Consider the following 20,577-nt stretch of genomic DNA (forward strand, 5'->3'; position numbering starts at 1 on the left):
TCTTTCCATCCCGAGCCCCTGCTCGCGGCGACGTGCGGCCCCACCCTCATAGGCCAAGCCCCCGCGTCAGCTAGCCGAACGGGACCTCCGACAACCGCGCTGGAGCGACTGGACGGCCGGACAATCGGACGTAGGCGGCAGGTTTCCGCGACGTGAGGTCGATTCGCCCGCGAAGAGGCAGCGATTCCTGGACCTGGGTCAGCGACGCCTTCCGAGACAATTTCACCATCTCCGCAAAGGTTCCTGGAATGGAACTTGCAGGGACGTGTGCGGGGCGCTCCGCGAGCTATTCGGCTGTTTTCGCGTCACGTCTCAGCAGGAGGGTGTCCTGTCCAGACACAAAGACGTTTTTAAGTCGGTTGATACGGCATGTTCTTGATGCATTGTAAGAGATCTCTACGCTACACTTGGTTGTGGTCGGATAAGCGACACAGGCGACGCGGTCTGCCGCCCTGATGGGGTAGTCCGCAGCACTGGTAGCTCCGGAAGCTACCTATCCCAACCGCAATCGCGCTCACGCGGCCAGTACGCTTGGAGGGCTCTATGAATCGACAGGACGACGTTTTCCTTCTCCACGCCAGCCTCCGCGATCAGACGCGCGAGGTGGAGATGAGCCTCGCCGAGTTCCTGAACCTGTGCCGCGATGACCCGCAGACCTATGAGAGCCCGGCAGAGCGCATGCTCCGGGCGATCGGGGCGCCAGAAATCGTAGATACCTCGCGGGACCCACGGCTCAGCCGTCTCTTCCTCAATCGCACGATCAGGGTCTACCCCGCCTTCTCCGATTTCCACGGCATGGAAGAGACGATCGAGCGCATCGTCGGCTTCTTCCGACATGCCGCGCAGGGCCTGGAGGAGCGCAAACAGGTACTCTATCTGCTAGGGCCGGTCGGCGGCGGAAAGTCCTCGATCGGCGAGCGGCTGAAGGCGCTGATGGAGCGCGAGCCGATCTATGTGCTCAAAGCGGGCAAAGAGCTCAGCCCGGTGTTTGAGACGCCGCTTGGCTTGTTCGACCCGGACATGATGGCCGACGCGCTGCGCGAGCGCTATGGCATCCCTCGCCGCGTATTGACCGGCATCGCCAGCCCTTGGGCGCTCAAACGGTTAGAGGAATGGGGCGGCGATATCGAGCGTTTCCGTGTGGTTAAGCTCTTCCCGTCCCGGCGCAAGCAGGTCGCGATCGCCAAAACCGAACCCGGAGACGACAACAACCAGGACATCTCGGCGCTGGTTGGCAAGGTCGATATCCGCAAGTTGGAGACCTTCAGCCAGAACGATCCAGATGCCTACGGGTTTTCGGGCGGCCTCAACCGAGCCAATCAGGGCATCCTCGAATTCGTCGAGATGTTCAAGGCGCCGATCAAGATGCTGCATCCCCTGCTGACTGCGACGCAGGAGGGCAATTATCTGGGCACCGAAAACATCGGCGCTATCCCGTTCCAGGGCATTCTCCTCGCTCATTCGAATGAGGCCGAGTGGCAGAGTTTTCGCAATAATCGCACCAATGAAGCTTTTCTCGACAGAGTCAGTGTCATCAAGGTCCCCTACTGCCTGCGGGTGACAGAGGAGAGCCGGATCTACGAGAAGCTGATCAGCGGATCGGCCTTGGTGGACGCGCCCTGCGCTCCGCATACGCTGGAGATGCTGGCCCGCTTCGCCGTGCTGTCACGGCTGAAGCCGCATGCGAACTCGCGGCCCTTCGCCAAAATGCGCGTCTATGATGGGGAGAACATCCGCGAGACCGACCCCAAGGTAAAAACGATGCAGGAGTATCGCGACACGGCGGGTGTCGATGAGGGGATGGACGGCGTCTCGACTCGCTTTGCCTACAAGGTTTTGTCGGCGACCTTCAACCACTCCTCGAACGAAGTCGCCGCGGATCCGGTGCATCTGATGTATGTGCTGGAGCAGGCCATCCGACGTGAGCAATTCTCACCTGACACAGAGGCCGCATATCTGGCCACCATCAAGACCGAGCTCGCCTCCCGGTATGCCGAATTCATAGGCAACGAAATCCAAAAGGCATACCTGGAAAGCTACGGCGACTACGGTCAGAACCTCTTCGACCGCTATCTCGATTACGCCGATGCCTGGATCGAGGACCAGGATTTCAAGGATCCCGACACCGGGCAAATGCTCAATCGCGAGCTCCTCAACACGGAGCTGACCAAGATCGAGAAGCCGGCCGGCATCGCAAACCCGAAAGACTTCCGCAACGAGGTCGTCAAGTTTGCATTGCGCAATCGGGCCGCCAATAGTGGCCGCAACCCATCCTGGACCAGCTACGAAAAGATCCGTGAAGTCATCGAGAAGCGCATGTTCAGCCAGGTGGAGGACCTACTGCCGGTGATCAGCTTCGGCTCCAAAAAGGACAACGAGACCGAAAAGAAGCACGATGAATTCGTCAGTCGCATGGTATCGCGCGGCTACACCGAACGACAGGTACGCCGGTTGGTCGAGTGGTACATGCGGGTGAAGCAGTCAGCCTGAGCGCGCGAAATTGGACATCATCGACCGAAGACCTAACCCACACGGCAAGAACCTGGAGAACCGGCAGCGGGTGCTCGTGCGAGCCCGCGCCGCGGTGGCACGGGCGACTCGCGCTGCGATCGACGAAGGAACCTTGCGGGAAGTAGGGCGCGATCAGGCTGTCACGATTCCGGCTGATTCCCTGCACGAGCCAAGTTTCCATACCATCTTCTCCAGCGGCCAGCGACAAGTAGTGCTGTCTGGGAATCGCGAATTCTCCGCAGGCGACCGGCTATCGCGACCCTCCAGCCGCGGCGGAGGCGGCGATGGTGGTAGCGGAAGCGGCAAGGGCGGCGGTGATGGAGAAGATGGCTTCCGCTTCGTGCTCACACGCGACGAATTCCTCGATTTGTTTTTCGAGGATCTCGAACTGCCGGATTTGGTCAAAAATCAGATCGTCGCGACCGAAACCACGTCGCCTACAAGGGCCGGTGTCAGCGTGGACGGCTCACCTTCCCAGATCGACATGGCACGCAGCTTACGCCAGTCGATGGCGCGCAGGATCGGCCTGCGCCGGCCGACCTCGCCGGAGGTGCTTTTGCTCCAAACCGAAATCGCGGCGCTTGAGGAGACTGGCGACGCCGCACAGCGGCTGCCGATTTTGCAGGCCGAATTGGCGCTAGCGCTGCGGCGGCTCGCAAGGGTTCCGTGGATCGATCCTATGGACCTGCGCTACCGCCGCTACACTCAGACACCAAAGCCGTCGGCGCGTGCCGTCATGTTCTGCCTGATGGACGTCTCCGGCTCCATGAGCGAGGCGATGAAGGACATTGCCAAGCGCTTTTTCCTCTTGCTGCATGTCTTTCTGGAACGCCGATACAAGCGCGTCGAACTGGTGTTCATCCGCCACACGGAGACGGCCGAGGAAGTGGATGAGCAGACCTTCTTTACCGATCCGCGCACTGGTGGAACGGTCGTCTCCACGGCGCTCGCCGAACTCAACCGCATCCAGCGTGCGCGGTATCCGAAGGATTCGTGGAACATTTACGCAGCGCAAGCCTCGGATGGCGATAATTCCGGCAGTGACACGCAGAAGGCGGTCGCGATGCTGGAGAATGATATCCTGCCGGTGGTCCAGCACTTCGCCTATATCGAGGTCGCGGCCTCGCTGGCGCAGATCAGAGGCGAGAGCGACCTCTGGCGTGGCTATGACCCACTAGCGCATCGCCAGCCGCGCCTCGCGATGCGCCGCGTGTCGGAGGCGCGCGAGATTTTCCCTGTGTTTCGCGAACTATTCGGACGAGCGACGACAGCAGCATGAACGAAATAGCACGGGCGAAAAGCGCTTATGGACTCATCCCCGCTCTATAGCGGTACCGACTGGGATTTCAGCACGCTGCGGCGGAGCTATGACGCGATCGAGCGTATCGCCCATGAGGAGCTTGGCCTAGAGACCTACCCGAACCGTATCGAAGTCATCACCGCCGAACAGATGCTCGACGTCTATACGGCGCACGGAATGCCTCTCACCTATCGCCACTGGTCATATGGTAAGCGCTTCTTGCAGCACGAGAGCAGCTATCGCCGCGGATATAGCAGCCTGGCTTACGAGGTCGTCATCAACTCGAACCCCTGCATCAGCTATCTGATGGAGGAGAACTCCGCGACAATGCAGGCGCTGGTGATCGCGCATGCGGCATTCGGACACAACCACTTCTTCCGCAACAATCATCTCTTCAAGCAATGGACTGAGGCTTCCGCGATCCTTGATTATCTGGAATTCGCCCGGTCCTATATTATCGGCTGCGAAGACCGCCACGGAGTTGCCGCCGTGGAGCGCATACTGGATGCGGCGCATGCACTTTCACGCCAAGGCGTGCATCGGCATGGCGGCGCACGCCCGCTCAACCTGAAGACAGACCAAAAACGCGAGCGGGAACGGCGTGAATACGACGAACGCGTGTTCGACGATCTCTGGCGCACGGTTCCAGGAACTAAAGCCATCGTCGACGCGGATCCGCTCGGCGAGCGGCGGCGGCGGCTCGGCCTGCCCGAGGAAAACCTCCTCTATTTCATCGAGAAGATCTCGCCGAAGTTGCAGTCGTGGGAAAGGGAAATTATCCGCATTGTGCGGCTGATCGCCCAGTATTTCTACCCGCAACCCCAAGCGAAAGTCATGAACGAGGGCTGCGCGACCTGGGTACACCAGCGCATCATGACCCGCTTGCACGAGACCGGGCAGATCGACGACGGCGCATTTCTCGAGGTACTGCATTCGACAAGCAATGTGATCATGCAGCCGGGCTTCGACCACCCAGCCGGTGGCCCCGGTTTCAATCCCTATGCGCTCGGCTATGCGATGATGAGCGATATCGAGCGTATCTGCACGCAGCCGACGCAGGAAGACCGCACCTGGTTCCCGGACATTGCCGGCAATGGCGATCCGCTCGGTACACTTCGCTACGCCTGGGCAAACTACCGTGACGAGAGCTTTATCCTGCAATATCTCTCGCCCAGCGTCATGCGGCAGTTCCGCATGTTCCGGCTGCTCGACGACACGGCCGAGACGACTTTGCTGGTCGATGCCATCCATGACGATCCGGGTTATCGCGCCATTCGGCGCAGCCTCGCGCGCAGCTACGATCCCGGCGAAAGCGATGCCGATGTTCAGGTTGTCGATGTCGATCTTGCCGGCAACCGTCAGTTGATGCTGCAACATCGGACACGCCCCGGCCGCTTGCTCGCGCAGCATGACGCACAGCTTACGCTGCGCCACATCGCGTCGCTCTGGGGCTACGAAGTGAAGATGCAGGAAGTCGATGCCGACACCGATGCGGTCTTGGCGACGCACGTCGCCGGACCACCCGCCAGCTGACGATGCCGCCCGCGCGGAAGCGGCGGTGAGCGGCTATTCCCGGCGTCTTACTCCTTGTCGCTTACGGCATGAGTCTCGATGATCTCCCGCAACGCCGTATGCTCGGGACCGGAGCCGCCTCGCGCGAGGAAATCCTCTATCTCCATATCCGTGACCTGGCCGCCGGCCGAGAGGTTCGCTTCGTGCCGAACAAACGCCTGCCCGCCCTCGCTATCGCAAACGAGCAGCCAGCGATCACCGTTCGAGCTGCGATAGATGTCTTCAATCAGGAGAGGCATTCACCGCTTACTTTCGTACTGACGTCTCAACTGGGCATCAGGTGCCACGACGGAACCACCCAATTCTCGACCCGCACTCAGGTATGCAGCGCGCCTCTCGGCGCCTGACAACCACGGCGGAGAACCTGAATGGGCCTATCGGCAGGGATGAGCAAGGTGCAAAAACTTCCCACCCGGGTGTCGCGTTTGCTGGGTGAGAACCTAAAAAAGGCCGTCTTCCCCACACAAACTATGGCCGAGCCTCGAGCACCATATTGAAAGGCGTTTCCGTGGCTCGCCGAAACCGCGTGAAACCGCCCGCCGTCACGACCTGGCGAAGTTTTGCCTCCCCCGCTTGGGCACCGAGCCCAAGCCCAACCTCTTGCGAGAGAGACGCTGGAGTGCAAATTAAAGTCGACGCGGCGTAAAACACCCTGCCCACAGGATTGAGATTGCCGGAGAGCTGGTCGTGCGCGAATGGCTCGACGATCATCCAGGTTCCATCCGGCGCAAGCGACTGCCGCGCGTGGGTCGATGCGCCAACCGGGTCGCCCATATCGTGCAGACAATCGAAGAAAGCGACGAGGTCATACTTGCCCGGATAGGATTTCGCGGATGCGACCTCGAACTTCGTATTGCCGGAGACACCATTCTCCTCCGCGGCCTTGCGGGCGCGCTCGATCGACGGCGCGTGGTAGTCAAAGCCGGTGAAGTGTGACCGGGGATAGGCGCGCGCCATGAGCACCGTCGAAGCGCCGTGTCCGCAGCCGACATCGGCGACTTGCACGCCGCGCTCAAGCTTTTCCACGACGCCATCGAGTGCGGGAAGCCATGACCCAATGAGATTTGCGTTGTAGCCGGGGCGAAAGAAGCGCTCGGTCCCACGGAACAGGCACGCGCTGTGATCGTGCCAGCCGACACCTTTGCCGGTGCGAAACGCCTCCGACACTTTTGGCTCGTCGATCCAAAGGGCCGCCATCAACTCGAAAGCCCCTGCCATGAAGGCCGGACTGTTTTCTTCAGCGAAAACCACCGCTTGTTCCGGATCGAGATAGAAGCGGTCATCAGTAGCATCGTACTGCACATAGCCCGCGGCGGCCTGGGCTGAGAGCCACTCGCGAATGTAGCGCTCGTGCGTGCCAGTACGCGCCGCAACTTCCGCGGCCGTTACCTTGTCGCCGCTTTTCATCGCTTTGAAGAGGCCGAGACGATCGCCGAGTACGACAAGCGCACCGGTGGCGATCGCACCGAGATCTCCGACCATGCGGCCGAGAAAAGCGTTCAATTTGTCTTGGTCAAGCTGCGGCATCGGCATTTCCCTCCCAGGAGATGCAGCGCGGTCAAACCGCTTATAACCCAGCGCGCTCTTTGTAACCTAACGTTACATTTTGCCTAGCACTCAGAAGGTAAATTGTCAACAAGAACCTTGCGTTCCGCGCCGCGCGGCTTATGACTTTACTTTGGCTCAGGAAGCTAAGGTCGGCGCCCTCGGGAAGCCCGCCTACTTATAAATATTCGAGAGCACCGAAATAGTCGTTCTTGCCAACCTTCAGGCCGTTTTGACGAAGGATGTCGTGCGTGGTTGTGATGTGAAAGAAAAAATTTGGTATGAGAACCGACAGAAGATAGGTATCTCCACGCAGCGTGCCGCTGACGATTCCGGTTCTCATCTCGACCGGCCGGCTTTCACTACCCTCAAGCTGCTCCGGCTTGACGGCTTGCAAAAACAGCACGGTCTTGGCGATGCGGTTTTTCAATTCCTCAAAGCTTGTCTCTGTGTCTGGAAAGCTTGGAGCCTTGACGAGCGTCAGGCGGCTTATGCCGCCTTTTGCATTGTCACTGGCACGCTGCACCTGGCCCGCGAGTGACATCATATCAGGCGCAAGCCTCGCGCTTATCAGGACCGCTGGATCGATATTCCTCTCGGCCGCGAAAGTGGCTGCCTTGTCGAGATAGGCTGAGAGAATATTAAGTCCTCGAAGCAGTACCGGAACGGAGACGTCGTACATTGATAGCGCCATAGGCTTGCATCCTTGCTGGCCAAAATTATCGACCGACTATGACCTAACTCATTTTGTCGCTTCTCGTAGCGATGGGTTACACCCATGGCATGCCGCCGTCGATGCTTGCGTCCCAGGGCTACACTCGTCCTTCGCCCGCCCATTCCCGCCACAACAAAATCAATGCGGCCATGATCGCCGGACCAATGAAGAGGCCGATGAGACCCCAGGCTTCAACGCCTCCCAAAATGCCCAGGAGAACCCAGATGAATGGTAATTTTGTTGTGCCCCCGATGAGCACTGGCCTGACGAAATGATCCGCCGCCAGCGTAACCGCCATTCCTGTGCAGAACACCACGATCGCCCATGCGAATGACCCTTGAGCGACCAACAAGAGTGTAGCAATCGAGAAAATGACAGGAGCGCCGAAGGGAATCATCGCGGCGATCGCTGTCAACACGGCAAGTACCGTGGCGTTCGGCACACCCGCTATGGCGTAGACAATCCCCAGCAGCACGCCTTCGCCCAAACCTACGAGCACCAAACCATTGACTGTGCCATGCACGGACGCAATGATTTGCTGCCCTATTCGCTCACCGCCGCTGCCGAATGCACGAGTGGCAACACGTCGCATCTGCTCCGTCAACGCATGTCCCTCCTTGAATAGAAAGAACAATGTCAGCAATGTAAACACGAATGACGTCAATCGTCGGACGACTTGTTCGCCGATGATGCGGCTGACGCCGGCGACGTGACCTCGCGTCGTGCGTTGCACGAGCTCCTTGGCACTGCCCGGATTGCCCAGATTCTGTTGCCACCAATCATCGACCTGAGCCCGGCCGAAAGGTAGGTGCTCCAGGAATTCCGGCTCCGCGATGCCATTTTCCTGAACATCGCGGAGCCAGTCATTCGCGGTTGCGGATTCCCGGGCCAGTTGCAACCCCACAAGACCGAGCGGCACGATGAAGAGCAAGGCCACGCCCAGAGTGAATACGGTAGGCAGCAGCAGGTTGTGACGCCCGGTTCCGAATCGCGCGACGACCCTGCCATATGTCGGCCAAAGAGCGATGGCGAAGATCCCCGCCCAGGCCAGCGCGCCGAGGAAGTGCCGGAGCGTGAATAGACCAAGGAGAAACAGGCCAAGCGCCAATGCGCCGACCGCAAGCTGTTGCGCGCGGCTTCCGCCATTACCGTTTTGGCGAGCTGGGAGGGTGTTCATCGGCAGCCATCCTGGGCGGCGGCGGGGCGGCTGGTCCGCCTAGAACGTATTGCTGATCGCTGTCTCGCCGCGGGCCATCTCGCGCGTGAGCGCGTAGACATGTGCATGCATCGCACATTTCATGGCGAAGACAAGCAAAACCTCGGGTCGCGGTCTCGCTCGCATCACCCTGAACATCCGCCAACGATACTCGCGCCTCAGCTCGACCTCATTCACGCTCCAGAGCAGCCGTGCCAGGATCGCTGCGGCTTGCACGAATGCTCGCGCCCCGGATTGGGCACGCCGCCACGGGTGTTTGGACCAATACCCGCGACGGGCCTGATCGAAGCCGAGCTGCCCACGGATAAACAGCGCTTCGAACCGATCGAAATAGGGGGTTGGGGCATAGAGGCTGCTCATCAACTCTACATAACCACGACGCAATTCGTCGCGGGTCAAACGCAGCGGAATAACGTTTGTGCCAAATGGTGAGCGATCCGTCGGGTCCAGCCGTCCCTCACTGGCCAGCCGGGCGTGAAGCGGTGTCTTTGGCAGGGCGGTGAGCATGCCGGTCATCGAATGGATGATCCGAGCCTCTGAGAGGAACTGACGGTGTGCTTCAAAGATCGTAGCATCGTCGTTATCGAAGCCCAAGATCATTCCGGACCAAACTTCGATGCCCGCTTCCTGAATCGCGTGGACTTTTTCTACGAGTGATCGCTGACCGCGAAGGTTTTGCTTCTTTTTAGTTTCGATGAGAGCGGCCTCGTTTGGGCTTTCGATCCCGACGAAAACCGAGACGATATTGGCCTGTGAAAACAAGACTAGCAATTCCGCGTCGTCGGCGAGATCGAGAGAAGCTTCTGTGAAAAGTGTGAGCGGGAATCCTCTCGCTTCCTGCCAATCTCGAAGCTCACGCAAGATCGGTTTGATCGCTTTCTTATTGCCGATCAAGTTATCGTCGACGATGAAGACAAATTCCATTCCTTGCTTCTCGAGCGCCTCCACTTCCGCGATTATCTGCTGTCTCAGTTTCAATCGAGGACGGCGGCCGAATGTCACGATGATATCGCAAAACTCGCAAGTGAATGGGCAGCCGCGGGAGAACTGCACACTGCCGAATGCGTAGTTCTTCATCCTCAGAAGATCGTGACGTGGAACAGGCAAGCGAGACATATCGGTGCGGTCAAGCTGCTCGTAGCGAGTAAGATGACGACCCTCGCTCCACTCCAAAAGAAATTGCGGCCAGGTATCCTCCGCCTCGCCTACGAATATTACGTCGGCGAGATTCCCGAAATAGTCTTCTTGCAGCGTTACCCAGGGGCCGCCCACAATCGTGAAGGCATTCAGGCGCCTGAGTTCATGCAGTATCTCACGCATACGGAAGCGCTGCACGCTCATCCCTGTGAGACCAACAATATCGGCCGAGGCGCAGAGCGCGAAATCAATCTCCTCCACATTCTCGTCGATCAGCGTCACCCGATGCTCGCTTGGGCTGAGCGCGGCTAGCAGAGGCAGAGCCGCCACAGGGAAGACGGCACGCTTGCCAAAGAATGGCATTGCGTGCTCTAGCCCCCAAAAGGAGACTTCGAAGCGCGGATTGATGAGAACGATATGCGCCATGTCAAGCGTGCCCTTGACCTTCAGGAGCGGCGGACACCTTAAGACATGCGGATCGCCCCTCCAACAGCTAATTCGGGGTCACCGCTCCGCCGCGCGAGGCGAAGATAGAGGCGTCGGCATCGGAAACTGAGTTGGCCTAGACCTTATGCTGGCGAGGCTTCCGGAAACTCGGGCAGTCCATCCTGATGCGCGAGCCATGGCTTGGAATGGGACATCCAGACGGCGCGCACGGCTTTAAGCCCGGGATCGGTGTCAAGCGTGCCGGTGCGCAGCACAACATCCGGCAATTCCGGCCGCTCGGCATAGACATGCGAGCCGCAACGAGAGCAGAAGTGCCGAAACTTCCCCGGACAGGACTCGTAGTGCGTCAGCAACTCGGCGCCGCGCACAATACGAAAATCCTCCCGGCGCACCCTGGCCGCGGTATTGCGCTCCGCGGCGTGGGTCTTTCTGCACGTCTGGCAATGGCAATGCCAAAGGTCGCCATTGATCGCGGCCGCCTCATAGGCGACCGCGCCGCAGTGACAGCTTCCCAACAACGTCATTCTGCTAAGCGACTTTCAGCGCGGGCTGCACGGGCTTACGCAATCCCACCTGCTCCAGCAGCGGCAACACTCGCGCGTTGAAGAAAGGAAGTTCCTCGACATAATCAACAAACGACAGCAGCGTGCCATCAACACCGGTATCCGAGAGCTTCACCAGCATATCGGCGATCTGTTCCGGCGTGCCGACCATCGGATATCCGCCCCAGCCGGCGATGAAGCGCTCCTTGAACAACCGGTACATCTCCGGGCTGTGGTTCGCGCTTTCGATGCTGAGAATACGGCAGATGTTCTCGCAAGCCTCCCAATCGCCTTTTTCATGTACGTAGTAGTTGTAGTAGTCGCGCGCTTCCTTTTCGGTTTCGCGACAAACGACAGGGCAGGAGGTGAAGGTTCCGATCTCGCGGTCATAACGCTCATGCGCGAGCTTCTTCGTGTCGCTTACCCAGGCTTTACCCTTCTCCATGCTCTCCATGAAACCGAAGTTGATGTCGCAATATTTCGCTGTGAAATCCTTCCCCTTTGAGGAAGAGCCAGCGCAGATCAACACCGGGCGCGGCTGCTGGTAAGGCTTGGGGTAACTTTCGCCATCATTGATGGTGAAGAACTGGCCTTTGTAATCAAAGTGATCTTCGGTCCAGAGCTTCTCGACGACTTCCACCCATTCGGTGGCATATTCGTAGCGTGTGTCGTGCTCCATCATCTTCTGGCCGAACATCTCCATCTCGGGCGTGAACCAGCCGCAGACGAGGTTCAGACCGAAGCGGCCCTTAGAGATATGGTCGATCGTCGTTGCCATCTTGGCGCCCACAATCGGATGCAGTGTCGGCACATGGGTGGTCGCGAAGAAATGGAGCTTGGAGGTCGCCGCCGACAAGGAGGCCGCCCAGGTGAAAGTCTCCATGCAGTCGCCATTGAAGTTGGACGGGCCGCCGAACCCGCGCCAGCGGGCGATGGGCACCATGCATTCCCAGCCCGCCGCCTCTAGCTGGCGCGCGATGGCGAGGTTGACGTCGAAGGTTGGCCTGAAGGTCGTCTCGGCCATCGTCACCGCGCAGGCATTGGCGCAGTTGCTGCCGAAGATGCCGAGTTTCAGCTTGTTCTCGTTGAACATCGGATTGCCCGCGGCGCGGAAACGATCCAGATTTTCCATTGTCCTACCTCCCGTAGCCTTGGCTTGTCGCCTTCCACGCCTTCCGGTCGCGGCCTCGATCTGCGATCACTAGGTGATCAGCAGACAATCCGTCAATTGAATAAGCAGCGCGCCGCCTTCCAACCCTCAGAGGGGATCGAGCTGCATGGGCGCGGGGAAATAGCGGAACCCATCGCCGTCCCGGCCAACATTGCCGAAGCCCGGCCAGGCAAAGTGGTAGGACATCACAGGGATCCGCTGGTCAGCCAGCATGCCGAGCAGGCGCGTGCGCGTTTGCGCGGACTGCTTCGGATCCGCATCGTAGGCGAACTCCATGAGCGGCTTTTCCATCAACAGCACATGGTGATGCGTCAGATCGCCGAGAAAGCAGAAGGACGCCCCTGCGGAACTCACCATGAAGCAATGATGGCCGAATGTATGGCCGGGCGCCGCGATGGCTTGGATGCCCGGTAGAAACTCCTGGCCGTCTTTGAAAAACACCAGCCGGTCGCGCACCGGCAGGAGGTTTTTTCGAGCAACCTCGACCTGATTGCCGAAGGGCGAGCTCAGCCGGCTTTCATCCGTCCAGTCGATGAAGTCACGTTCGCTGATATAGATTTGCGCGTTTGGGAAGAGCGGCGTGCCATCTGGCGCGCAGACTCCGCCCGCGTGATCGATATGAGCATGGGAGAGAACCACCGCATCCACCGAAGCCGGATCGATGCCAGCGGCCCGCAGGCTTTTCTGCAATTGACCGGTGCGCGGCCCGAAGATTTTGACTTCGCCCATGCCGGTCTCGAACAGAACAGTTTTGCCGCCGATCTCGACCACCGGCACATTCTGCTCAAGCACGACATCGTCGGTCGGCAGATAGTGCCGAGCGAGCATGCGGCGCACCTCCTCCTCGCTCACCCCGACGAAATTGCTACTCGCATCACCGAGTTCCAATGGCCCGTCGGTCACTACCGAGACATCGGCGTCGCCGAGCTTGAAGCGATAGAAATAGGGGCTCTGCGGGCGCGCCGTCCGGGCGCTCGCAGGTGCGGATGGTGTTTCGCCCGGCTTGATCGATGACAAGACTTTTTCTCCTATATCTTAGTTTGTCCGTTCAGGGACTCGGCCCCGCGGAATTTAAATCTGCATGCGGATCGGCGGCGAGCGTGCGTAAAGCGCCACCACCGGCACGATAAGCAAGCCGAACACCGCCTGTTGTGCTGCGTAGTTCAACCCGATACCGACCAGGATCGTCGTCAGCACTGTGAGCACCAGCGTCCCGATGACCGTCGCACCATAGCCGCCCCAACCGCCTAACAGCGAGGTGCCGCCAATGACGACCGCGGCGACTGTCGTAAATAGATAGGGATTGCCGACATCGGCGAAACCCCCGCCGCTAAACCCGAGCAGCAACACACCTGTGATCGCCGCCATCAGCCCACTGATCGCATAGACAGCGACCCATAGCTTCAACTCCGAAATCAGCAGGCGGCTCGCCGCCAGCCGGCTATTGCCAAGCGCGTAGAGGCTGCGCCCGAACCAGGAGCGATGCATGATCATGATGAGGCCGGCCGAGATCACAAGCCACACCAAGATGATCGGCGGAAAATGCAGCCCGAAGGTCGTGCCATTGATCGCCGCCATATTGCTCAACCAGACGGGCACGACGCCATAGACTGTACCGGCGAAGGAGGAACCCAGGCTGGTAAGGATCTGTGCTCCACCCAGCACCGCGAAACCGACGCCGAGGGTGACAATCAACGCCTGGCCCTGCAACCTGAAGCTCAGCAGACCATTCACCGCCCCAATCACCGCGCCGCCAATTGCCACGACGATGACCGCGAGCACCGGCGGCAGGCCAAGATTGATGAGCTTGGGCAGCAGAATATTGGCGGCACCGATGACATAAGCGATCGAAAGATCGAGGCCTCCCAGCAGGGCGCACAACGTCTGCCCGAGCGACGCAAGGCCAAGGAAAGCCGCCAGCAGCAGCATGGAACGCAAGTTCTCCGCCGCCAGGAAATTCCCCACCAGCGCCGCGCCAATGACGAGGAGAACAATCAACACGCCAAGACCGATCGCGATGCTCCGGTTTCGCGAGAGCGCCCCCGAAACCGATGCCTGCTTCGCCGCGGGTCGCAGGGCTGCGGTCATCTGGCTGTCGCCTTTCCGCCGGTCAGGAAGATATTCGACAGAAGCGCCACCACGAGAACCGTCCCGAAGGCGAGTTGCGTGACGAAGCCCGACACTATGCCGAAGTTGAAGGTCGAGAGCACGTAGGTGATCAGATACATGTCGAGCGCCCCGACCGCCGAGCCAATGATCCCGCCTCGTCCGCCGCCAATGCTAGTCCCACCGAGCACCAGCGCGGTGATCGCGGACAGAGTGTAGTTGCTTCCCTGGGTCGGATCGCCCGAGCTGATGAGCCCCGTATAAGCGAGTGCCGCGAGCCCGGCGAAAAACCCGCCAATCGCATGCGCGCCCAACCGCACTAGGTTCGTCTGCACGCCGCTGGCATAGGCCATTCGCTCGTCGGCGCCAGTAAGGCGCAGATGCTGGTAAAAAGCCGTCCGGGTGAACAGTAGCCACGCCACCAGCCCGATCACCAAGACCAGCAGAACGGGCGTGAAGACGGTTGTGCCGCTTCCCCAGTCGCTCATCCAATCAGGCACGGAGCCGGAAGGCTTCGGCATGATGACAAGGTTCACGCCCGACAGCACCAGATAGCCGCTCAGCGTGACGATAATCGGGGCGACACGCACGAAGACAATGATAGCGCCTTGAAGAAGCTGATAGGCGACGCCCACCGCGATCACCCAGGCGATGACCGCAACCGGCGAGGTCACGTCGTTCGCGATCAGCACTTGGACCAAGGTGACGTTGAGGAAACCGATCAGCGGCCCGATGGCCAGATCGACGCTACCCCGCCCAACAAGCGCGATCGGCGTCAACGCCATAGCGGCGAGCACCAGCGGCACGACGACGATGATCGCCCCTGCGGCGCCGTCCAGCGTGAAAAGATGCGGACCACAAACCGCCGAGATGACGAGCAGCACGACGAACAGCCCCACCGCCACGCCGTAGTAAGTGCCGCCAAGGCCGAAGCGGCGGGTCCGGAGCACGGCTGCGCTCATCCCACCGTCTCTCCGGTCTCAAAGACCACCTCGGTCGGTGCATGGCCGAACATCGCGGCGAGGATCGGTTGCTCGTCGATCTCCGCACCGGCGAGCGAACGGCTCAGACGATCGTCGCGGAATACATCGACGCGGTCGGCGAAGCCGATGAACTCCTCGATCTCGCTTGAGAGATAGACCACCGACCCCCCTCCCGCCGCGAACTTCCTGAGTTCCTCGTAAAGCTCGCGCTTGGTGCCCAGATCCACGCCGCGCGCCGGATCGTTCAACACGATGACACGCGGCAGAGCGGCAAAGGCGCGGCCGATCAACACCTTCTGCTGGTTGCCGCCGCTCAGCGACGTTATTTTGTTTGATGCGGCGCCAGTCTTGATCGACAGCCGCACCACCTCTGCCTTGAAGGCGCCGACAATCGGCACCCTGCGGATCCAACCACCGAAAGCAAGATTGCGGCGGTAGAGCCCGAGGGCGAGATTCTCGTAAATGCTCAGTTGGGGAAAGATTCCGTCGCGCTTCCGGTCCCCCGAGACATAGGCGATCCCAAGCCGGTCAGCATCGGCCAAGCTTCCGATAGAAGCCTCGCCATTCGCGCCATTATCGATGACGGGCAGTCCAGACGCCGCCGGCCTGATTCCGGCGAGTGCCTTGATGAAGCCGTCCTGTCCCTGGCCGTCCAGCCCTGTCACCCCAACGATCTCGCCCTTGCCAAGCGTAAAGTCGAAGGGCTCCGCCACAGCCGTCAGGCGAAGTGCTGAGGCGTGGAGGACCCGCGCGCGCTCGGAACTGCTGGGTGCAATTTGCGCCGCGCGCGCCGCCCGCTGGCGCGACTGCGGCGTCATCAGCGCCATGAGATTTTTCTCGGTGATCTCGGCCTTCGGCAGCGTGGCGACGGTCTGGCCGTCCCGGAGGATCGTGGCGCGATCGGTGATCCGCACGAGTTCGGCAATGCGGTGCGTGACGATGATGACGCATACGCCCTCGTCGCGCAGCCGTCTGATTTCCTGGTGCAGCCGAATGGTCGCGTCCAGGTCCAGGGCGGCTGAGGATTCGTCGAGGATCAGAACCTTCGGATTCGCGAGAATTGCCCGCCCGATAACGATCCACTGCTTCACGCTCAGCGGAAGCTGGCCGACCGGCGCATCCGGGTCGATCTCCACACCCGTCAGGCGCCGCATGATCTCGGCCGTCTGGCGGCGGCGCGGCCCAGGCCTCGCGTTGCGCGCCCACAACCCATCGGCACCCACGAAGAGATTGGCGGCGACGCTCGCCTCGTCGGCGACCAGGATTTCCTGGAAGATCGTCGCGATGCCGAGCCTGCGCGCCTCGATCGGTGAGCGCGGCATCACGCCCAGGACCGAAACCTCCCCGGAATCCGGGTGCAGCACGCCCGAGAGTATCTTGGCGAGCGTGCTCTTGCCGCTGCCATTCTCCCCGACGATGGCATGAACCTCGCCAGCGGAGGCCGAGAACGAGCATCCATCGAGCGCCTTGGTCTCCCCAAACGACTTGTGCAAGTCGCGGACGACGATCTCGCCTCTAAGCATTCTCACCTTCGACGCAAGCTTGCAGTCATCTCTATATTTCTACGGCCTCAGCAGTCAAAACCCGGAGGTGTCACCTCCGGGCTTGGCTCCGATCCAGGCCTCCGGACTATTGCGCGGCGCCCGGCTTCCAGGTCAGCGGATCGTGGGGATGGGCATAGAAGCTGCCCAAGGCATCGCCGAACCACGGACCATAGGCTGGTTCCACCCAGCCATTCGCATCGACCGAGCAATCTGCCGGCACGGACTGCGTCATCTCATCATAGCTCAGCGGCTTGATGTTCCAGGTGATCGTCTCGATCTTCGGTCCCTGACCCTCAAGCACACGGATCGCGGCGTCGAAGACAAGCTCGATATCATTGCCGGGTGGCCAGAAATTCCAGCTCGTCGATACCCAGTCCTTGTGCTGGCGCCAGTAGCATGACGGACCCGTCTCGCCACCGAGCGTTATGGGCATGAGCGGACGGCCAGATTGCAGAACCGCGCGGAGCACGCCAGCTTCAGCCGCCGACTGCACGACGATCCCATCGAGCTTCTCAGGGTGGGTCGCCAGGAACTTCTGCACCTCGACCTGCGCCACCTGGTCGGTCCACTTGCCGGCGACGTCACCGACCACCTTGATGTTCGGATATTCCTTGAAGGCGCGCATCGCCCCTTTGTCGAAAGTATCCGACGACGCATAGCCGGGGATGCCGCTCACGAGAAGAACATTGCCCTTGCCACCGATCTGCTCGGCAAGCGCCTTCGTCATGTCATAGCCGCCGTTATCGATATTCTCGGTCACGTTGATCGCATAAGGCGAGGTCACGTAGCCGCTGTAGGAAAATACCGGAACGCCGCGGTCATGCGCGTATTTGATCGCGTTATTCATCGCGGTCACGTCGGAGCAGCAAATGATGATGGCATCCGCGCCCTGGCCGACCATCTGACGCATCTGCTGGATCTGCGTCGCGTTATCGAGGTTGGATTGCGTAACGACGATTTTCTTGACCAGGCCCGCCTTCTGATACTTCGACAGCACATCGCCCATGAGGCGGTCCATGACCGCCGCGCGCCAGGTATTGCCTGCGTAGTTGCTGGCATAGCCGATGGTCCAGGGTGGCCCCTTCTTCGGCTTGAAATCGCCGTAGGCGCTCGGCCCAACCGGCACCAACGGATCGAGATTCTGGTAGCCAGGCTGGAGATCGGATGGCAGCGCGCTGACCACGCTATCCGCCGCGTGCGCCGCTCGGCCCAATCCTATCAGGCTTCCCGCCAGCAACAGGCTGAGAACTATCTTCCTCAAGCTACCCTCCCAACTCTTCTTATGTTTTCGTTTCTCGAAACGCCCTTGGCCTGCTCACCATCGCCCGTTGAGGCGCCTGGTCATCCTGTCAGACACCTGCTGCGCCTTTCCGGCTTCAAGCGGCGAGGCATGATCCGGTTTCAGCCGGCGAACTACAGGCATCGCACGATCACGCGATATCGCCCGACCGTCGCAGGTCCCAGACAATCCGTCAATCTTGAATCTCGGAGGGCGCGGAAGACGCGGACGCGCCCATACGCAGATTCGCCGCATCAACGACATGCTGCAGCGCATGACAAAGATATGGACGAAAGTGATCGGCATGTTCGCACATCGGAAAATGCCCGAGGCTCGGCATGATCTGTAGATATGCGCCTGGTATGAGTGCTTCGAGTTGCCGTCCGTCGGCAGGACTTGCCGAATAGTCGTAACCGCCGCAGAGCAATGCAACCGGAGTGCGCTTGGCATCGATCCGAGGCGCCGTCACCGCGCCATCGAATTCCAGGCTGTAGAACGCAAGGTCGCCAGGATAAACGCCTGGAGCCCCTTGTGAGTAAATCCAGGAAGCGCGGCGCCGACCGGATTGCGGGCTTTGCGGAGACATCAAGCCGCGCACGAAAGCCCCGTTGTGTAGCGCGCCATGCACGGCGACATTGTTCTGAAATGGGTTGATGCGGCCTTTGGCGCGGAAGGGCGGCTCCACAGCCACCGCGCCAAGCACAAGATCGGGCCGCTCCGCCGCGAGATGCAATGCCATGGCGGCACCCATCGATCCGCCGACGACGATGCAGGGCTCGCCGATCACCTGTTCGATGATCGCGCTACACCATTCGGTATAAAGCGCCGTGGTCAGCGTATATGGCTCTCCATCCCAATCACGCGGAGGCATCGATCGCCCGTGGAATGGCAAGTCCACCGCTGTCAGCTTGAACCCTGCCGCGAAGCCGACATCCGACATCTGGTCCAGATACTGACGGCTATCCGCTCCCGCGGTATGCAGGAGCAGGACGGGGAGACCGCTGCCAGCGGTCTCTGAGTAGACCTCGTAAGTCTTGCCGGCCGCCCGAACCGTCGTGTAGCCGCCGCGGATCTGGCTAAGGTCACGCCGGACCGGAGAAGCGGGTGCGATCGGTGAGGTCGCAATCAGGTCGAAGATGCGTTCAAGCGCGGGCCGGGCCCTCGCGATCAGCGCCCCCTCTCCCCGCACTGCAAATTCCGGATTAGCAATGTCGAGAGCCGTGAAAGCATGAAAAGTAGGAGGAGGAGGAACGAGCAAGACCTTGCGCCATGCCTCCGCATCGGCCGAGATCTCGATATCCGGCGGCCCGGAAAGCGAAGCTAAACTGAGAGCACCTTCCGCGAAGGCGAAATCCACGCCGTCCTCACCCACCAGAAGCCTCACCCGCACGGATAGATGCGGCGCCTGTCGTGGAATCTCCGGATCCGTCAGAGCGCGTGCAATCCGCTCACGAAGCGCGCCGGCGATGGCCAAAGTCCGTTCTCCCGACCAAAGTCTTCTATTGTCCAGGCGAAGTTTCGTCGCCAGCCCGCACCCGCCGCAGGCAGCGACACGGAATGGCTAGCGAGGTATAAGACAATCTGTCAAGACCGCCGAAGGGTCCCGGAGCCTACCCTTGCCTCTCGCCTTGACCGACCAGACGTTCCTCCGCCAACATATCGCTCAGGGTGTGTAGTAGACATGGCATTGAACAATACGTTGCCGGGGCATCCGCCGGTCGCTCGGAAGCCGAAAGCCAAACAGTCATTAAAGGCAGTGCAGCCCGTGAACGTGATCAGGAAGGTCAATCTGCAAATCTCGAAGCAGCCGGCAACCCTACGCCTGATCGTTGAGGGACGGTTGCGCTCGGCAATTTCGGCCGGCGATTTCAAGCCCGGACAGCGCCTCATCGAACGCGAACTCTGTGAGCTGACCGGAGTGGGCCGAACCTCCATTCGGGAGGCGTTGCGTCAGCTTGAGGCGGAGGGCCTGATCACCAATATTCCGCATCGCGGCCCGAGCGTCAGCACGATTTCGGCGGAGGAAGCGCAGCAGCTCTATGCTTTGCGCCAGTTGCTCGAAGGTTTTGCTGGGCGCTGCTGCGCGGAACGGCGAACCCCGGAAAGCTACGCCTTGCTGGCGAGCGCGGTCGCCGAGTTCGAACGTGCCGCGCGGTCGCGCAACCAGCAGAAGCTGATCGAGGCGAAGTCGCGTTTCTACGAACTCCTCATGGATGGCAGCGGCAACATCTTTATCAAGCAGGCGCTGACCACGCTGCATAACCGCATCACCCTGTTGCGCCTCACCTCGATGACGCAACCCGGCAGGCTAAAGCGCAGCAAAGTCGAGATCCGCGAAATTCTGGCGGCGATCGAAGCGGGCGACGGCGACCGCGCGGAGGCAGCGTGCAAGCATCACATCGAGATGGCCGCCGAGGTCGCCCTCGCCTACCTCGCCCGTGCCAAGACCGCAGCCTAGGCCGACGCCCGCAATCCTAGTTTAGATCACCGGCCGCAGCCCCCTTGCGCG

The 20,577-nt window shown here is 60.5% G+C and carries 17 protein-coding genes; 4 read left to right on the plus strand and 13 right to left on the minus strand.

Annotated features, from left to right (window positions below):
* The first annotated feature begins 543 nt into the window (after positions 1-543).
* Genes GSQ92_RS27720 through GSQ92_RS27730 form a run of 3 tightly spaced genes read left to right on the plus strand, consistent with a single transcriptional unit; the run spans position 544 to position 5,344 of the window.
* On the plus strand, positions 544-2,490 hold the full coding sequence (locus tag GSQ92_RS27720) for a PrkA family serine protein kinase (RefSeq protein WP_158806568.1): 1,947 nt from the start codon (positions 544-546) through the stop codon (positions 2,488-2,490).
* Between the two features lie 10 nt (positions 2,491-2,500).
* Positions 2,501-3,790 (plus strand): YeaH/YhbH family protein, encoded by a 1,290-nt coding sequence (locus GSQ92_RS27725; RefSeq protein WP_158806567.1) that lies wholly within the window; start codon positions 2,501-2,503, stop codon positions 3,788-3,790.
* A gap of 27 nt (positions 3,791-3,817) precedes the next feature.
* Positions 3,818-5,344, plus strand: a complete 1,527-nt coding sequence (locus GSQ92_RS27730) for a SpoVR family protein (RefSeq protein ID WP_158806566.1) — start codon at positions 3,818-3,820, stop codon at positions 5,342-5,344.
* A gap of 47 nt (positions 5,345-5,391) precedes the next feature.
* Here the strand turns inward: GSQ92_RS27730 and GSQ92_RS27735 are convergent, their stop codons facing one another.
* The 13 genes from GSQ92_RS27735 to GSQ92_RS27795 all read right to left on the minus strand — a co-directional run bounded on the left by GSQ92_RS27735 (position 5,392) and on the right by GSQ92_RS27795 (position 19,542).
* Positions 5,392-5,622: a hypothetical protein gene (locus GSQ92_RS27735; protein WP_158806565.1), complete on the minus strand. Its 231-nt coding sequence runs from the start codon at positions 5,620-5,622 to the stop codon at positions 5,392-5,394.
* Between the two features lie 229 nt (positions 5,623-5,851).
* Positions 5,852-6,910 carry a class I SAM-dependent methyltransferase gene (locus GSQ92_RS27740; RefSeq protein ID WP_158806564.1) on the minus strand — a complete coding sequence of 353 codons (1,059 nt, stop codon included), beginning with the start codon at positions 6,908-6,910 and terminating at the stop codon, positions 5,852-5,854.
* 196 nt (positions 6,911-7,106) lie between these two features.
* Complete coding sequence (locus tag GSQ92_RS27745) at positions 7,107-7,610, minus strand: DUF1993 family protein (RefSeq protein WP_254065973.1); 504 nt, start codon at positions 7,608-7,610, stop codon at positions 7,107-7,109.
* 130 nt (positions 7,611-7,740) lie between these two features.
* Positions 7,741-8,820, minus strand: coding sequence for an AI-2E family transporter (locus tag GSQ92_RS27750; RefSeq protein ID WP_158806560.1), 1,080 nt, complete (start codon positions 8,818-8,820; stop codon positions 7,741-7,743).
* A gap of 39 nt (positions 8,821-8,859) precedes the next feature.
* On the minus strand, positions 8,860-10,278 hold the full coding sequence (locus GSQ92_RS27755) for a DUF4070 domain-containing protein (RefSeq protein ID WP_254065972.1): 1,419 nt from the start codon (positions 10,276-10,278) through the stop codon (positions 8,860-8,862).
* A 287-nt stretch (positions 10,279-10,565) separates the two neighbouring features.
* Positions 10,566-10,967, minus strand: a complete 402-nt coding sequence (locus tag GSQ92_RS27760; RefSeq protein WP_158806556.1) for a GFA family protein — start codon at positions 10,965-10,967, stop codon at positions 10,566-10,568.
* A gap of 4 nt (positions 10,968-10,971) precedes the next feature.
* The gene (locus tag GSQ92_RS27765) at positions 10,972-12,117 is read right to left on the minus strand and encodes an LLM class flavin-dependent oxidoreductase (protein ID WP_216850621.1); all 1,146 of its coding nucleotides are present in this window, start codon (positions 12,115-12,117) and stop codon (positions 10,972-10,974) included.
* Positions 12,118-12,243: 126 nt separating this feature from the next.
* Complete coding sequence (locus GSQ92_RS27770) at positions 12,244-13,173, minus strand: MBL fold metallo-hydrolase (protein WP_216850620.1); 930 nt, start codon at positions 13,171-13,173, stop codon at positions 12,244-12,246.
* Positions 13,174-13,227: 54 nt separating this feature from the next.
* Complete coding sequence (locus tag GSQ92_RS27775; RefSeq protein WP_158806554.1) at positions 13,228-14,244, minus strand: ABC transporter permease; 1,017 nt, start codon at positions 14,242-14,244, stop codon at positions 13,228-13,230.
* A complete protein-coding gene (locus GSQ92_RS27780; protein WP_158806552.1) occupies positions 14,241-15,224 on the minus strand; it encodes an ABC transporter permease in 984 nt (327 codons plus the stop codon). Before GSQ92_RS27780 ends, GSQ92_RS27775 begins: the two co-directional genes overlap by 4 nt.
* The gene (locus GSQ92_RS27785) at positions 15,221-16,768 is read right to left on the minus strand and encodes a sugar ABC transporter ATP-binding protein (RefSeq protein ID WP_158806544.1); all 1,548 of its coding nucleotides are present in this window, start codon (positions 16,766-16,768) and stop codon (positions 15,221-15,223) included. The genes GSQ92_RS27780 and GSQ92_RS27785 overlap by 4 nt, the downstream gene beginning before the upstream one ends.
* Before the next feature lie 106 nt (positions 16,769-16,874).
* A complete protein-coding gene (locus tag GSQ92_RS27790; RefSeq protein ID WP_158806542.1) occupies positions 16,875-18,050 on the minus strand; it encodes an ABC transporter substrate-binding protein in 1,176 nt (391 codons plus the stop codon).
* A 211-nt stretch (positions 18,051-18,261) separates the two neighbouring features.
* Positions 18,262-19,542 (minus strand): alpha/beta fold hydrolase, encoded by a 1,281-nt coding sequence (locus GSQ92_RS27795; protein WP_216850619.1) that lies wholly within the window; start codon positions 19,540-19,542, stop codon positions 18,262-18,264.
* A gap of 291 nt (positions 19,543-19,833) precedes the next feature.
* Here GSQ92_RS27795 and GSQ92_RS27800 point away from each other — a divergent pair, with 291 nt between their 5' ends.
* Positions 19,834-20,526 carry a GntR family transcriptional regulator gene (locus GSQ92_RS27800; RefSeq protein ID WP_216850618.1) on the plus strand — a complete coding sequence of 231 codons (693 nt, stop codon included), beginning with the start codon at positions 19,834-19,836 and terminating at the stop codon, positions 20,524-20,526.
* Positions 20,527-20,577: the final 51 nt, after the last annotated feature.

It is taken from the genome of Acidisoma sp. S159, assembly GCF_009766125.1.
Lineage (GTDB): Bacteria > Pseudomonadota > Alphaproteobacteria > Acetobacterales > Acetobacteraceae > Acidisoma.

What these genes read in the sequence shown, in the direction of transcription:
- GSQ92_RS27720 (WP_158806568.1), top strand. Translation starts at nt 544, where the DNA reads ATGAATCGACAGGACGACGTTTTCCTTCTCCACGCCAGCCTCCGCGAT.
- GSQ92_RS27730 (WP_158806566.1), top strand. Translation starts at nt 3,818, where the DNA reads ATGGACTCATCCCCGCTCTATAGCGGTACCGACTGGGATTTCAGCACG.
- GSQ92_RS27735 (WP_158806565.1), bottom strand. Translation starts at nt 5,622, where the DNA reads ATGCCTCTCCTGATTGAAGACATCTATCGCAGCTCGAACGGTGATCGC.
- GSQ92_RS27740 (WP_158806564.1), bottom strand. Translation starts at nt 6,910, where the DNA reads ATGCCGCAGCTTGACCAAGACAAATTGAACGCTTTTCTCGGCCGCATG.
- GSQ92_RS27745 (WP_254065973.1), bottom strand. Translation starts at nt 7,610, where the DNA reads ATGTACGACGTCTCCGTTCCGGTACTGCTTCGAGGACTTAATATTCTC.
- GSQ92_RS27750 (WP_158806560.1), bottom strand. Translation starts at nt 8,820, where the DNA reads ATGAACACCCTCCCAGCTCGCCAAAACGGTAATGGCGGAAGCCGCGCG.
- GSQ92_RS27760 (WP_158806556.1), bottom strand. Translation starts at nt 10,967, where the DNA reads ATGACGTTGTTGGGAAGCTGTCACTGCGGCGCGGTCGCCTATGAGGCG.
- GSQ92_RS27765 (WP_216850621.1), bottom strand. Translation starts at nt 12,117, where the DNA reads ATGGAAAATCTGGATCGTTTCCGCGCCGCGGGCAATCCGATGTTCAAC.
- GSQ92_RS27775 (WP_158806554.1), bottom strand. Translation starts at nt 14,244, where the DNA reads ATGACCGCAGCCCTGCGACCCGCGGCGAAGCAGGCATCGGTTTCGGGG.
- GSQ92_RS27780 (WP_158806552.1), bottom strand. Translation starts at nt 15,224, where the DNA reads ATGAGCGCAGCCGTGCTCCGGACCCGCCGCTTCGGCCTTGGCGGCACT.
- GSQ92_RS27785 (WP_158806544.1), bottom strand. Translation starts at nt 16,768, where the DNA reads ATGCTTAGAGGCGAGATCGTCGTCCGCGACTTGCACAAGTCGTTTGGG.